We start from the raw sequence: 14247 nt of genomic DNA, 5'->3' as shown, positions 1-14247 counted from the left end.
TTGCCATGACTACGATTCATAATTTGGGGTTCCCCCGCATCGGTGCCCAGCGCGAATTGAAGCGCGCGGTCGAAGCCTATTGGGCCGGCAAGCAGGGCGGCGATGCGCTGGAGCAGACCGGCCGCGAATTGCGCGCCCGGCACTGGCAGGTGCAGGCCGCCGCCGGCGTCAGGTTCGTCCCCGTGGGTGATTTCGCCTGGTACGACCAGATCCTGGAATGGACCACGCTGCTGGGCGCCGTGCCCGCGCGCTTTGGCCAGAAGGACAGCGAGCCGGTCTCGCTGGATACGCTGTTCCGCATGGGCCGCGGCCGCGCCCCGTCGGGCAAGCCCGCCGCGGCCTGCGAAATGACCAAGTGGTTCGACACCAACTACCACTACATCGTGCCGGAACTGGTGCCGGGCCAGACCTTCCGCATCGCCCGTGAATCGCTGTTCGAGCAGATCCAGGAAGCCCAGGCGCTGGGCCACGCCGTCAAACCGGTGATCCCGGGCCCGCTGACCTGGCTGTTCCTGGGCAAGGGCGATGCTTTCGCCGACGGCGCCGCCGACGCGGCCAAGCTGCAACTGCTGGCCAACCTGGTGCCGGTGTACCAGGAAGTGCTGGCGCGCTTTGCCAAGCTCGGCGTTGAGTGGGTGCAGATCGACGAGCCCATCCTGGTACTGGACCTGCCGCAGGCCTGGCGCGATGCCTTCAAGCAGGTATATGCCTCGCTGTCGGCGAGCCCGGTCAAACTGCTGGCGGCCACCTATTTCGATGGGCTGAAGGACAATCTCGGCACCGCCCTGGACCTGCCGGTGGCCGGCCTGCACGTGGATCTGGTGCGCGCCCCCGAACAGTTGGCCGGGGTGCTGGCCGGCCTGGGCGCGGACAAGGTGCTGTCCGCCGGCGTCATCAATGGCCGCAACATCTGGCGCACCGACCTGGACGCCGCCCTTGCCACGCTGGCTCCGGTCAAGCAGCAGTTGGGCGAACGCCTGTGGCTGGCGCCGTCGTGCTCGTTGCTGCATGTGCCGGTGGACCTGGCCAACGAAACCGAGCTGGACGCCGAGCTCAAGAGCTGGCTGTCGTTCGCCGCCCAGAAGCTGGAAGAATTGAGCCTGCTCGGCCGCGCCCTGGACAGCGCCACCGAGCCCGGCGTGCAGGACGGCCTGGCCAGGCAGCGTGCCGCCCTGGCCGCGCGCCGCTCGTCGACCCGCATCCACAACCCGGCCGTGGCGCAGCGCATGGCGGCGTCGGCCGGCGTTTCGCGTGACCGCGCGCCGTTCGCCGGCCGCATCGCCCGCCAGCAGGAAGAACTGGGCCTGCCGGCATTCCCCACCACCACGATCGGCTCGTTCCCGCAGACCGCCGAGATCCGCGCGCTGCGCCGCGACTGGAAGTCGGGCGCGCTGACGGACTCGGCCTACGAGAGCGCCATCCGCAAGGAAATCGAGGAGGTGATCCGCTTCCAGGAGAAGGTCGGCCTGGACGTGCTGGTGCATGGCGAGCCCGAGCGCAACGACATGGTGGAGTACTTTGGCGAGCTGCTGGCGGGCTTTGCCTTCACCAGGAACGGCTGGGTGCAGAGCTACGGCTCGCGTTGCGTCAAGCCGCCGATCATCTTCGGTGACGTGGCCCGCCCCGCGCCGATGACGGTGGGCTGGTCCTCCTACGCCCAGTCGCTGACCGACAAGCCGGTCAAGGGCATGTTGACCGGTCCGGTCACCATCCTGCAGTGGTCGTTCGTGCGCGATGACCAGCCGCGCGAACAGACCTGCCGCCAGCTGGCGCTGGCCCTGCGCGACGAAGTGGTGGACCTGGAAGCCGCCGGCATCAACGTCATCCAGATCGACGAACCGGCCATCCGCGAAGGCCTGCCGCTGCGCCGCGCCGATTGGCAGGCCTATCTGGACTGGGCGGTGGACTGCTTCCGCCTGGCCACCGCCGGCGTGCGCGACGAGACGCAGATCCATACCCACATGTGCTATTCGGAGTTCAACGACATCATCGAGTCGATCGCCGCCATGGATGCGGACGTGATCACCATCGAGACGTCGCGCTCCAACATGGAACTGCTCAAGGCGTTCGAGGACTTCCGCTACCCCAACGACATCGGCCCGGGCGTGTACGACATCCACTCGCCCAACGTGCCGGAAGTGGACTGGATGGTCGGCCTGATGCAGAAGGCGGCCGCCCGCCTGCCCAGAGAGCGCCTCTGGGTGAACCCGGATTGCGGCTTGAAGACCCGTGCCTGGCCCGAAACCGAAGCGGCGCTGATCGGCATGGTGCAAGCCGCTCGCGCGCTGCGCGAAGCCGTCTGAAACGCGGCGGCCGGCCGGGCCGCCGCACGGATGCCGCCCGGCGGTCGCGCCGCCGTGGCCGGACCAGCCCATCTCCCTCTGTGTCGCGCGCCATGCGCGGCACGGGGGTTTTTTTCGTCCGCGCCGGAACGAAATCATGCGGCACGGGTCAATAGGCGAACATCCCATTTCCCGGCGCTGCGCCGTACCTATGATTCTCCAAGGCCCCTATCGGCCGGATCTGCTGCAAGCGGAAACGTTGCCCGATATTCTGGAAGCCACGATCCTGCGGTGTCCCGCCGCCATCGCCATCCATTGGCTGGATCAATCCCTGACCTATGAAGACCTCGGACGCCGCGCCGACCTGGCCGCGCACCACCTGATCGAAGCGGGCGTGCGGCCCGGCGATATCGTTGGCCTGTGCCTGCCGCGCGGCGACGAACTGCTGGTGATGCAGGCCGCCATCGCCAAGGCCGGCGCCGCCTGGCTGCCGTTCGAGTCCGACACCCCGCCCGAGCGCATGCTGGTCTGCCTGCAGGACGCCGGTTCGCGCGGCCTGGTGGCCGGGGGAGAGGTGCGCCTGGACGGCTTGGCCACCTGGACACCCTGGGAACTGTCGGCGCCGGTCGAGGGCGCCCTGTGCCGCCGGGCGGGGCTGTCGCCCGACCATCCCGCCTATGTGATCTATACCTCGGGCTCCACCGGCAAGCCCAAGGGCGTGCCGATCAGCCAGGCCAGCATTTGCCATTTCCTGCGCAGCGAAAACGAAGTGCTGGGCGTGCGCCACGGCGACAAGGTCTACCAGGGGTTTTCGGTCGCTTTCGACATGTCGTTCGAGGAAATCTGGATCAGCTACCTGGTGGGCGCCACCTTGTGGGTGGCGCCCAAGATGCTGACCACCGACCCCGAGGCCTTGCCCGATGCCCTGGCGCGCGAGGGCGTGACGGTGTTGCACGCGGTGCCGACGCTGCTGGCGCTGTTCGCGCGTGACGTGCCGGGCCTGCGCATCGTCAACCTGGGCGGCGAGATGTGCCCGGAGTTTCTGGTGCAGCGCTGGGCCACGCCCGGCCGGCGCCTGTTCAACACCTACGGCCCGACCGAGACGACCGTGTCGGCCAGTCTGGCCGAACTGCTGCCTGGCCAACCCGTGACCATCGGCACGCCGCTGCCCAACTACGGCATGCTGATCCGCGGCGAGGACGGCGCGGTGCTGCCGCAAGGCCAGACCGGTGAGCTCTGTATCACCGGCCCGGGCGTGGCCGGCGGCTACCTGGGGCGGCCGGAACTGACGGCCGAGAAGTTCCTGGCCAATCCCCGTCCCACGGGCGAGCACGACACCCGCATGTATCGCAGCGGCGACCTGGCGCGCATCGACGAGAACGGCCAGATCCAATGCCTGGGCCGCAGCGATGATCAGGTCAAGGTGCGCGGCTTTCGTGTCGAGCTGGGCGAGATCGAGGCCGCGCTGTACCGGCAGGCTGGCGTCGGCGCGGCCGCCGTGGTGTTGCGGGATCTGGCCGGCATCGAGCAATTGGTGGCGTTCCTGACGCCGGAGGGCGATGCGCGGCTCGATCCGCACGCGCTGCGCGCGGCGCTGGCGGCCGAACTGCCCGCCTACATGATCCCGGCCCGCTTCGAGCTGGTGGCCGACGTGCCGCGCCTGACCTCGGGCAAGATCGACCGCAAGGCCCTGAAGGCGCGCGAGCTGGCTACCGCGTCCGAGCCCAGCGGCGAGGACGACACCCCGGTTTCGCCCGCCGAACACGCCTTGTTCGAGGCCTTGCGGCCCTTGTTCCCGGGCCAGCCGCTGCGGCTGGCGAGCGATTTCTTCCGCGACCTGGGCGGCCATTCGCTGCTGGCGGCGCGGCTGGTGTCCTCGCTGCGCAAACATCCACAGTTCTCGGCGCTGACCATGCACGAGCTCTACCAGCATTCGGTGCTGGGGGCGCTGGCGGCCCGGCTGGACGCGCTGGCGGCCGAATCGGCGGTCGCGGCGGCGCCCGTCCAGCAGGCGCCGATCGAGCGCGTGCCGCAATGGCGCCGCTGGGCCTGTGGCCTGGCGCAGTTGGCGGCGTTGCCGCTGCTGATCGGCGTGCGCATGCTGATCTGGCTGACGCCATTCTTCACCTATCACTATTTCACCGGCGACGAGGGCGATTCGGTGTGGCGCGCGGTGGCGCTGTCGATCGCCAGCTACCTGGCCTGCAATCTGCTCAGTTTCGGCGTGGCGGTGGTCTGCAAATGGGGCATTCTGGGCCGGCTCAAGGCGGGCCGCTATCCGCTCTACGGCTGGACTTTCTACCGCTGGTGGCTGGTCGACCGCATCTTCGACATTCCGCCGGCGCACCTGCTGGCGGGGTCGCCGTTGCAGGCCTGGTATCTGCGGGCGCTGGGCGCGCGCATCGGCCGCGATACCGCCATCAGCCGCATTTCGGTGCGCGCCCCGGACCTGCTGATGGTGGGTGACGGGGCCAGCATCGGCGCCGCCGTGAACCTGGAGAACTTCGAGGTGCGCGGCGCGCACTGGGAAGTCGGGCCCATCACGCTGGGTGAGAATGCCTACGTCGGCTCCTACGCGGTGCTGCAGGGCGACGTCGTGATCGAGGCCGACGGCCGGCTCGAGGGCCTGTCATCGCTGCCCGCCGGCTCCCGCATCCCGGCGGGCCAGATCTGGACCGGGGCGCCGGCGCGGCAGGATCCGCAGGCGCGCGCCCCGGAACTGCCGCCGCGTCCGGCGCGCGAAGACCGTTGGGCGCGCCTGGACGTGTTGGCCTACGCGGCCGGCGGCACGCTGATCGCGGCACTGTTCTTCATGCCGGTGTTCCCGAGTTTCGTGCTGATCGACTGGATCGACGCGCGCTGGCTCGACCTGATGGGCTCACGGGTCTGGTGGCCCAACGCATTCCTGGCCTATCTGCTGCTGGCGCTGCCGGCCAGTGCTCTGCTGTTGTTGCTGACGGTGCTGGTGTCCGCGATGCTGCGCTGGGCACTGTTGCCGCGCCTGGCAAGCGGCCGCTGGCCGGTCTATGGCCAGATCTACCTGCGACGCTGGCTGACCAACCAGATCCAGGAGTCTAGCCTGAGCGTGCTGCACGGCCTGTATGCTTCCCTTTATGCCGGTACCTGGTACCGGCTGCTGGGCGCCAAGGTCGGGCGGGGTACTGAAATCTCTACCGCCATGGGCATCGTGCCCGACATGCTGACGCTGGGCCGCGATAGCTTCATCGCCGACGGCGTGATGCTGGGCGACGAGGAGATCGACCGCGGCTGGATGACCATGCGGCCCACCGTGATCGGCAACCGCAGCTTTGTCGGCAACGGCGCCTATGTGCCGGATGGCTCGGTGTTGCCCGACGACGTATTGATCGGGGTGCAGAGCCGGGCGCCGGCCAACGCCCGCATGGCCAGCGGCCAGACCTGGCTGGGCAATCCGCCGCTGGCGCTGCCGGCGCGCGAGCAGGCGGCGGGTTTTCCCCCGCACCTGACCTTCCGCCCCAGCCCGGGCCGCAAGGTGGCGCGCGGCGCGGTCGAGCTGATGCGCATGATCCTGCCGCTGGCGGTGGTCATCGCGGTGGGGTACCTGACGGTCATGAAGGTCATCCCGATCGCGGCGCGCGAGGGTTTCTTGGCCGCGTTCGACGAGTTGATGCTGGCCGGCGTGCTGTACGGGGTCGGCACCTTCCTGTTCCTGGTGTTGCTCAAGTGGCTGCTGATCGGCCGCTACCGGCCGCGCGCCGAGCCCATGTGGACGCCATTCGTGTGGAAGAGCGAAGCCGTCACCAGCCTGTACGAGTCGATTGCCGTGCCCAACTTCTTCAATTTCCTGCGCGCCACACCCTGGCTGCCGCTGGCGCTGCGCTGCATGGGCGCGCGCATTGGCAAGCGCGTGTTCATGGATACCACCGATGTCACCGAGTACGACTGCGTATCAATTGGGGACGATACTGTCCTGCATGCCTGGTCGGGGCCGCAGACCCATCTGTTCGAGGACCGCGTCATGAAAATCGGGCAGGTCCGGATCGGCAACGGAGTCAACGTCGGTCCGCGCAGCACCATCCTGTACGACACCCGGGTCGAGGACGGCGCGCGGCTGGGGCCGCTGACCCTGGTGCTCAAGGGCGAGAGCATTCCGGCCGGGCAGGCCTGGATGGGCAGTCCGGCCACCCCGTGGACGCAGCAGTGAGCTGGCCGATGCCGCCGCGGGAGCGCCCGTGGCGCGCACGTTGACGGTCGGGGCAGGGCGGGCTGCGCTATACTTTGAAGGTTTTGTTGCCGCGCACCATACGCCGGCCGTCTCTGCCCCGCAGGCCCCAAGCATGCCCTTGCCACCGCCGGATTGTCCTCGCCAGCCGCTGCACACGCGTTCCATACGCGTGCAGTCGTATGCGCGCGATGACGGCAACTGGGATCTGGAAGCCGAACTCATCGACGTCAAGGCGTACGATTTTCCCAAGCGCGACGGCGAGATGTTCAAGGCGGGGCAACCCATCCACCATATGCACCTGCGCATCACCATCGATGGCGATTTCACCATCGTGGCGGCGCAGGCCGTCTATGATGCCGCTCCCTATGGCGAGCATTGCATGGCCATCGAATCCGCCTACGCTGGCCTGATCGGCATGAACCTGCTCAAGGGGTTCCGCCGCCAGGTCAAGGAGCGCTTCGGCCATGTCGAGGGCTGTACGCACATGACCGAACTGTCGCAGGTGCTTCCCACCGCGGCGGTGCAGACCATGGCCAACCGCCGGCGGCAGGAAAGCAACCCGAACCGGCGTCCATTCCAACTGGACGGCTGTCATGCGCTGAGCACCGACGGCCCGGTGGTGGCTGAGCACTACCCCAAGTGGTACACCGGGGGCAGCGCTGAGGCATCGGCCGATTCGACCTCCGATTCACCTTCTCTTTCTCATACGTCCTGACAGGTAACACATGAAAATCCACGAGTATCAAGGCAAGGAACTGCTGAAGCAATTTGGCATCCCGGTGCCGCGCGGGATCCCCGCTCTTTCCGTCGACGAGGCCGTGGCTGCCGCTGAAAAGCTGGGTGGACCGGTTTGGGTCGTCAAGGCACAAATTCACGCGGGCGGCCGCGGCAAGGGCGGCGGCGTGAAGCTGGCGCGCTCGCTGGACGACGTGCGCAAGCTCGCCTCGGAAATCCTGGGCATGCAACTGGTCACGCACCAGACCGGCCCGGAAGGCCAGAAGGTCCGCCGCCTGTACATCGAAGACGGCGCCGACATCCAGAAGGAATACTACGTGTCGCTGGTCACCGACCGCGCCACCCAGAAGGTCGCCTTCATCGCCTCCAGCGAAGGCGGCATGGACATCGAGGAAGTGGCCCACGCCACGCCCGAGAAGATCGTCACCGAATACATCGACCCGCTGACCGGCCTGTCGGCCGAACAGGCCACCAAGATCGCCAACGCGATCGGCCTGCCCGCCGACTCGACCGCCCAGGCCGTTGACGTGTTCCAGAAGCTCTACAAGTGCTACATGGACACCGATGCCTCGCTGGTCGAAATCAACCCCCTGAACCGCGACAGCAAGGGCAACATCATCGCCCTGGACGCCAAGTTCAACTTCGACTCCAACGCCCTGTTCCGTCACCCGGAAATCGTCGCCTACCGCGACCTGGACGAAGAAGATCCGGCTGAAATCGAAGCCTCGAAGTTCGACCTGGCCTACATCCAGCTCGACGGCAACATCGGCTGCCTGGTGAACGGCGCCGGCCTGGCCATGGCCACCATGGACACCATCAAGTTGTTCGGCGGCGAGCCGGCCAACTTCCTGGACGTCGGCGGCGGCGCCACGGCCGAGAAGGTCACGGAAGCCTTCAAGATCATGCTCAAGAACAAGAGCGTGAAGGCCATCCTGGTCAACATCTTCGGCGGCATCATGCGCTGCGACGTCATCGCCGAAGGCGTGATCGCCGCGTGCAAGGCCGTCAACCTGAACGTGCCGCTGGTCGTCCGCATGAAGGGCACCAACGAAGAACTCGGCAAGAAGATGCTGGCCGATTCGGGCCTGCCGATCATCAGTGCCGACACGATGGCCGAAGCCGCCACCCGCGTTGTAGCCGCCGTCAAGTAAATATATGCCCCCACGCCGCGCCCCTTCGTGGCTTGCTGCCCCCCGAGGGGGCGCTTTGCACCTTGGGGCGGCCCGGCGGTACAAAGAAAATCCAAGGATTCACAAATGTCGATTCTGATCAACAAGGACACCAAGGTCATCACCCAGGGCATCACGGGTAAGACCGGCCAGTTCCACACTCGCATGTGCCGCGAGTACGCCAATGGCAAAGCCGCCTTCGTGGCCGGCGTGAACCCCAAGAAGGCCGGTGAGGACTTCGAAGGCGTGCCGATCTTCGCGTCGGTCAAGGATGCCAAGGCCGACACCGGCGCCACCGTGTCGGTCATCTACGTGCCGCCCGCCGGCGCCGCCGCCGCCATCTGGGAAGCCGTCGAGGCCGAACTGGATCTGGTGATCTGCATCACCGAAGGCATTCCCGTCCGCGACATGCTGGAAGTCAAGAACCGCATGAAGGCCAAGGGCAGCAAGACGCTGCTGCTGGGCCCGAACTGCCCCGGCCTGATCACCCCGGACGAAATCAAGATCGGCATCATGCCCGGTCACATCCACCGCAAGGGCCGCATCGGCATCGTCAGCCGCTCGGGCACCCTGACGTACGAAGCCGTGGCGCAAGTCACCGAGCTGGGCCTGGGTCAATCCAGCGCCGTCGGTATCGGTGGCGACCCCATCAACGGCCTCAAGCACGTCGACGTCCTGAAGATGTTCAATGACGATCCCGACACCGACGCCGTCATCATGATCGGCGAAATCGGCGGTCCGGACGAAGTCAACGCTGCCCAGTGGGCCAAGGACAACATGAAGAAGCCGGTCGTCGGCTTCATCGCCGGTGTCACCGCCCCTCCCGGAAAGCGCATGGGCCACGCCGGCGCGCTGATCTCCGGCGGCGCCGACACCGCCGACGCCAAGCTGGAAGTGATGGAAGCCTGCGGCATCCGCACCACGCGCAACCCGTCCGAAATGGGCAAGCTGCTCAAGTCGGTGCTGTAAGGTTGTCTGCTTGAAGAAGGCCCGCCTTGGCGGGCCTTTTTTTTGCCCGTTTCCTGCGGCTCCTAGGGAAATCCCGTGTCCATGATGCGGCCGATAAAACATACGGAAAGCTGAACGAAACTATAATGAAAGAAATTCAGCACGTACCCTGCAAGAATGCCGTCGGGCTCGCACCAAGACGGTCAGTACGTCTTTTTGTCTTTTCCACCCATTCATTTGGTTTGTCCTAGGGGGATCACGTCCTAGGAAAGAGAGGTATGGAACTCAGTTCAGCGGCATTCTGGTTAGCGTTGCTCCAGATCATTTGGGTCAACATTCTGCTGTCGGGCGACAACGCCGTGGTCATTGCGCTGGCGGCGCGCTCGCTGCCGCCGGCGCAGCAAAAGAAAGCGATCGTGATCGGCTCGGCCGCCGCGATCATCATGCGTATCGTGCTGACGCTGGTCGCCGCCAAGCTGCTGATGTTGCCGTGGCTCAAGCTCATTGGCGCGCTGCTGCTGGTGTACATCGGCGTGACGCTGCTGTTGCCGGAAGGCGAGGAAGAGGGCGGCGGCAAGAATCATGGCAACTTGCTGACCGCGATCCGCACTATCATGATTGCCGACTTGGTCATGAGCCTGGACAACGTGGTGGCCGTGGCCGCCGCGGCGATGGGCGACACGACCCTGCTGGTGCTGGGCCTGGCGATCAGCATTCCGTTGGTCATTTTCGGCAGCACGCTGCTGCTCAAGGTCATCGAGCGCTTCCCGCTCATCGTCTGGGTGGGCGCGGCGCTGCTGGGCTTCATCGCCGGTGAATTGCTGGTGGGTGATCCGGCCTTGCAGGAACCGGTGGCGCGCATCGACGCGGCGCTGGGCGTGACGCAGCACAGCTTTGCCCTCATGACTGGGGTGCTGGGCGCGGTGTTGGTGCTGGCGATAGGTAAAGTTTTGCTGATGCGCCAGAAAGCTGACTGAAAGCTGAACTACAATAATAAGTGGTTTTGAAGTAGGCCCGCCGCGTGCCTGGCGCGCGGCGGGCTGGCCGGCACGGGGCCGGCTTTTATTTTGATAAATGCCTTCGGGGGTTCAAATTGCTTGAGTTTTTCCAGACGCTGAGTTGGGCAGCGGTATTCCAGATCATCCTCATCGACATTCTGCTCGGCGGCGACAACGCGGTGGTGATTGCGCTCGCATGTCGCAACCTGGAGCCCAAGCAGCGCATGCAGGGCATTCTGTGGGGTACGGCGGGCGCCATCCTGTTGCGCGTGGTCCTGATCGCCTTCGCCCTGACCCTGTTGTCGATCCCGTTCCTGAAGGTGGTGGGCGGCGCGCTGCTGGTGTGGATCGGCGTCAAGCTGCTGATTCCGGAGGATGACGGCCACGGCAACGTGAAGGGCGGCACATCCATCATTGCCGCCATCAAGACCATCATCATCGCCGACTTCGTGATGAGCCTGGACAACGTCATCGCCATCGCCGGCGCGGCCCAGAACGCCCACGCCGACCATCAGATCGGTCTGGTGATCTTCGGCCTGGTCGTGAGCGTGCCCATCATCATCTGGGGCAGCACGCTGGTCCTGAAACTGATCGACCGCTATCCGCTGGTGGTGACTTTTGGCGCGGCGCTGCTGGGCTGGATCGCGGGCGGCATGCTGATCACGGACGTGTTTGTCGAAAGTCAATTCGGCGTTCAGCCCACTGCGGTTAAAATCGGCGTAGAAATTTTCGGCGCCTTGCTCGTTGTTGTCCTTGGACGGTGGCTGGCAAGCCGCAAAACCGCCTCCAAGGAATCCGTACATGAGTCTGCGTAGATCCGCCGATCCCCAGCAAACCGAATCAGGCCTGAGCCTTCTGCAGGGCCTGTTCGTGCTGGCCATCCTCGGGGTCGTGGCGACGGTCATCGTCTCCAACTTCGTTTGATGGCGCGACGTGTCGCTACCGCAACGCCTGGTCATCGCGACCCGCGCCAGCCGGCTTGCCTTGTGGCAAGCCGAGCATGTGCGCGATCGGCTGCGCACGCTGTACCCGGCGTGCGCGGTTGAACTTCTCACCCTGACGACCCGCGGCGACCAGATCCTCGACCGCACCCTGTCCAAGGTCGGTGGCAAGGGGCTCTTCGTCAAGGAACTCGAAAACGCCCTGCTCGACGGCCGTGCCGATCTGGCCGTGCATTGCCTGAAGGACATGCCGGTGGATCTGCAGGCGCCGTTCGAGTTGTGCGCCGTGCTCGATCGCGCCGATCCGCGCGATGCCTTCGTCTCCAATCGTCATGCCACGCTGGCCGACCTGCCGGCCGGCGCCGTCGTGGGCACCTCCAGCCTGCGGCGCGAATCGCAGATCCGCGCGCGTCATCCGCAGTTGGTGGTCAAGCCGCTGCGCGGCAACCTCGACACCCGTCTGGCCAAGCTCGACCGCGGCGAATACGACGCCATCGTGCTGGCGGCCGCCGGTCTGTACCGGCTCGGCCTGGCCGACCGCATCCGTGGCCTGCTCGATCCGGCCGATTGCCTGCCGGCGGCCGGGCAGGGCGCGCTGACCATCGAGATCCGCGATGACCGGGACGATCTGCGCGCCTGGCTGGCGCCGCTGAACGATGCAGGCGCCACGTCGATCGCGCTGGCCGAACGCGCGGTGTCGCGCCGCCTGGGCGGCTCCTGTCAGGTGCCGCTGGCGGCCTACGCCGAAATCGAGGGCGACCGCCTGAACGTGCGCGCGCTGGTGGCCTCGCCCGACGGCACGCGCATGCTGCGCGCTGAGCGTAGCGGTCCGGTGGTCCAGGCGCAGGCGCTGGGCGAAGCGGTGGCCGCCGAGCTGTTCGATGCCGGCGCCCAGGCCATCCTCGACGAACTGTTGCAAGACGCCGCGCCCGAGTGATGGACGGGGCCGTCGCCCAAGCGCCGCGCGTGGCCGTCCTGACCCGGCCCGCCGGTCGCAATGAGGCGCTGGCCCAGCGCCTGCGCGGCGCCGGCTGGACGACCTGCGTCCTGCCGGCCCTCGAAATCCAGCCGTTGCCCGCCGCCGCCGACCTGCCGCGGCCGGCGCACTTCGACCTGGTCATATTCGTCAGCGCCAACGCTGCGCGATGCTATCTCGATCAACTGGCGCAGGCCGGCGGTCCGCAAAGCTGGCCGCCGGCCGTCGTCGCCGCCACCGTCGGCCCGGCCAGCGCCGCGGGGCTGCATGAGTTGCCGGCTTTTGGCGCGAATACAACAGTGCTGCATCCAGGCGACCAGGCCCCCAGCCACGATTCCGAGGCGCTCTGGGACGTGCTTCGCGGCTTGCCGCGTCTGCCAGCCCGCGTCTTGCTGGTGCGCGGTACGCAGGGGCGCGATTGGCTGGGCGACCAGTTGCAGGCGCATGGCGTTGCCGTGACACGTCATGCGGCCTATGCACGCCGGCCGGCGCCGTGGGACGCGTCCGAGTTCGCGCGCCTGCGGCGGTGGGCCGGGCAGGGGGTCAAGCCCACCTGGCTCATCACCAGTGGCGAGGGCGCCGACGCCGTGCGCAACCACCTGCTGGCGGCCGGCCTGGATGCCTGGTGGGCGGATTGCGGCTTCGTGCTGACGCATCCCTCCCTGGCCGGGCGCGTGCCTGACAGCGGTCCGCAAGCAATGGTAAAAATCTGCTTGCCCAACGACGAGTCGATTTTCCAGGCTTTTGTTGCCGCTTGATTCGTTGCACCGCACGGACACCGAATACAATCGCGTCATGACAGACAAGACTCTCGCTACCGATCCGGCCGTTCAATCGGCCGCCCCGGGCGCCAGCGCCCCCGCATCGGCTCCGGCCGATGCCGTCAAGTCCCGTGCAGCCAAGCGGGGCAGTGGCCCGCTGCTGACCGCCCTCATCATCGTCATCCTGCTGGCCGTGGGCCTGGGCTATGCCCTGTGGCTGCAACGCACCCAGTTCGTGAGCGCCGGCCGTGAGGTCGCGTCGCGCCTGGAGACGCTGACGACCGATGTGGCGCAGGCGCGCAGGGACACCCGCGAGGCCCTGGCCCTGGCGCAGGCCCAGGCCGGCCGCCTGGCCGATCTCGAGCAAAGCGTGCGCGAGACCCAGAGCCAGTACAACGCCTTGCAACAGGCCTGGCAGAACTTCAACGACAGCGCCAGCGACGAGCTGCTGGCCAACGACGTCGAGCGCCTGCTGACCATCGGCAGCCAGCAACTGCGGCTGGCCGGCAACGTCTCCAATGCCATTGTCGCGCTGGAGACGGCGCAATCGCGCCTGGCCCGCGCCGACCGTCCGCGTTTCTCCAGCCTGCAGCAAGCGATCAATGGCGACCTGGACCGCCTGCGCGCCGTGTCCACGGTCGACATCCCCGCCCAATCGGCCCGCATCGAGCGTCTGACCGCACTGGTCGGCAAGGCGCCGCTGCTGGTGCCGGACGCCGCCGCGCCGGGCATCGCGCCCGCCGGCCAGACCCGTCCGGCCACGCCCGCGCCGGCGGCGGTCGATCCGCAGGCCGCGCTGCCGGCCGATGCGCCCTGGTGGCAACGTTGGCGCGCCGAGGTGGCATCCTGGCCCGGTCGTGCCGGCGCGGCGCTGGCGCATGAGCTGGGGGGCCTGATCACCATCCAGCGCGTCGACGAACCGGCCGCGCTGCTGCTGTCGCCGGAACAGGCCGACCAGGTGCGTGGCACGCTGCGCCAGCGCCTGCTGACCGTGCAACTGGCCATGCTGATGCGCCAGCCCACGGTCTGGAAGAGCGAGCTCGACAACGTCGGCACCACGCTGGCCAAGTACTTCGACACTCGCTCTCCCGATACTGTCGCGGCCCAGAACCTGGCGCGCGAACTGGCGCAAACCGACATCGCCGTGCGCATGCCCGACGTGTCCGACAGCCTGAACGCCGTGGCCGCGCTGCGCGCCGCCGGCTTCAAGACCAGCGAGCAGGACTAAGGCCC

At 67.1% G+C, this 14247-nt stretch carries 11 protein-coding genes; all 11 read left to right on the top strand.

Translation table 11 applies throughout. The features are described 5' to 3' along the window. Positions 1-5: 5 nt before the first annotated feature. The 11 genes from metE (at position 6) to K2W61_RS00325 (ending at position 14242) form a co-directional block, all read left to right on the top strand. Complete coding sequence (gene metE, locus K2W61_RS00370) at positions 6-2303, top strand: 5-methyltetrahydropteroyltriglutamate--homocysteine S-methyltransferase (protein WP_236754926.1); 2298 nt, start codon at positions 6-8, stop codon at positions 2301-2303. A gap of 190 nt (positions 2304-2493) precedes the next feature. Then, the gene (locus tag K2W61_RS00365; protein WP_236754925.1) at positions 2494-6465 is read left to right on the top strand and encodes a Pls/PosA family non-ribosomal peptide synthetase; all 3972 of its coding nucleotides are present in this window, start codon (positions 2494-2496) and stop codon (positions 6463-6465) included. Between the two features lie 133 nt (positions 6466-6598). Then, positions 6599-7201 carry a DUF2889 domain-containing protein gene (locus tag K2W61_RS00360; protein WP_175132526.1) on the top strand — a complete coding sequence of 201 codons (603 nt, stop codon included), beginning with the start codon at positions 6599-6601 and terminating at the stop codon, positions 7199-7201. A 10-nt stretch (positions 7202-7211) separates the two neighbouring features. After that, entirely contained in the window at positions 7212-8372 is a 1161-nt protein-coding gene (sucC, locus tag K2W61_RS00355) for an ADP-forming succinate--CoA ligase subunit beta (RefSeq protein WP_175132527.1), read from the top strand. Between the two features lie 105 nt (positions 8373-8477). Next, positions 8478-9359, top strand: coding sequence for a succinate--CoA ligase subunit alpha (gene sucD / locus K2W61_RS00350; protein ID WP_006388410.1), 882 nt, complete (start codon positions 8478-8480; stop codon positions 9357-9359). A gap of 257 nt (positions 9360-9616) precedes the next feature. Beyond that, on the top strand, positions 9617-10315 hold the full coding sequence (locus K2W61_RS00345) for a TerC family protein (protein ID WP_175132528.1): 699 nt from the start codon (positions 9617-9619) through the stop codon (positions 10313-10315). 116 nt (positions 10316-10431) lie between these two features. Beyond that, positions 10432-11151, top strand: a complete 720-nt coding sequence (locus K2W61_RS00340) for a TerC family protein (RefSeq protein ID WP_175132591.1) — start codon at positions 10432-10434, stop codon at positions 11149-11151. Further along, entirely contained in the window at positions 11138-11260 is a 123-nt protein-coding gene (locus K2W61_RS27700; RefSeq protein ID WP_049072475.1) for a hypothetical protein, read from the top strand. Before K2W61_RS00340 ends, K2W61_RS27700 begins: the two co-directional genes overlap by 14 nt. 9 nt (positions 11261-11269) lie before the next feature. Continuing rightward, entirely contained in the window at positions 11270-12214 is a 945-nt protein-coding gene (gene hemC / locus K2W61_RS00335) for a hydroxymethylbilane synthase (protein ID WP_175132529.1), read from the top strand. Continuing rightward, positions 12214-13011 carry a uroporphyrinogen-III synthase gene (locus tag K2W61_RS00330; protein ID WP_175140841.1) on the top strand — a complete coding sequence of 266 codons (798 nt, stop codon included), beginning with the start codon at positions 12214-12216 and terminating at the stop codon, positions 13009-13011. The genes hemC and K2W61_RS00330 overlap by 1 nt, the downstream gene beginning before the upstream one ends. 37 nt (positions 13012-13048) lie before the next feature. Next, entirely contained in the window at positions 13049-14242 is a 1194-nt protein-coding gene (locus K2W61_RS00325) for a uroporphyrinogen-III C-methyltransferase (RefSeq protein WP_175132531.1), read from the top strand. The last annotated feature ends 5 nt before the right edge of the window (positions 14243-14247 follow it).

The sequence above is a fragment of the Achromobacter pulmonis genome (genome assembly GCF_021733725.1).
GTDB classification, from domain to species: domain Bacteria; phylum Pseudomonadota; class Gammaproteobacteria; order Burkholderiales; family Burkholderiaceae_B; genus Achromobacter; species Achromobacter pulmonis.
Note: the sequence above shows the minus strand (reverse complement) of the source record. Positions and strands in the feature narration are given on the sequence as shown.

Excerpts from the sequence above, each read along its gene's own strand:
- K2W61_RS00325 (WP_175132531.1), top strand. The coding sequence starts at position 13,049 with ATGACAGACAAGACTCTCGCTACCGATCCGGCCGTTCAATCGGCCGCC.
- K2W61_RS27700 (WP_049072475.1), top strand. The coding sequence starts at position 11,138 with ATGAGTCTGCGTAGATCCGCCGATCCCCAGCAAACCGAATCAGGCCTG.
- sucC (WP_175132527.1), top strand. The coding sequence starts at position 7,212 with ATGAAAATCCACGAGTATCAAGGCAAGGAACTGCTGAAGCAATTTGGC.
- metE (WP_236754926.1), top strand. The coding sequence starts at position 6 with ATGACTACGATTCATAATTTGGGGTTCCCCCGCATCGGTGCCCAGCGC.
- K2W61_RS00365 (WP_236754925.1), top strand. The coding sequence starts at position 2,494 with ATGATTCTCCAAGGCCCCTATCGGCCGGATCTGCTGCAAGCGGAAACG.
- K2W61_RS00330 (WP_175140841.1), top strand. The coding sequence starts at position 12,214 with ATGGACGGGGCCGTCGCCCAAGCGCCGCGCGTGGCCGTCCTGACCCGG.
- K2W61_RS00360 (WP_175132526.1), top strand. The coding sequence starts at position 6,599 with ATGCCCTTGCCACCGCCGGATTGTCCTCGCCAGCCGCTGCACACGCGT.
- sucD (WP_006388410.1), top strand. The coding sequence starts at position 8,478 with ATGTCGATTCTGATCAACAAGGACACCAAGGTCATCACCCAGGGCATC.
- K2W61_RS00345 (WP_175132528.1), top strand. The coding sequence starts at position 9,617 with ATGGAACTCAGTTCAGCGGCATTCTGGTTAGCGTTGCTCCAGATCATT.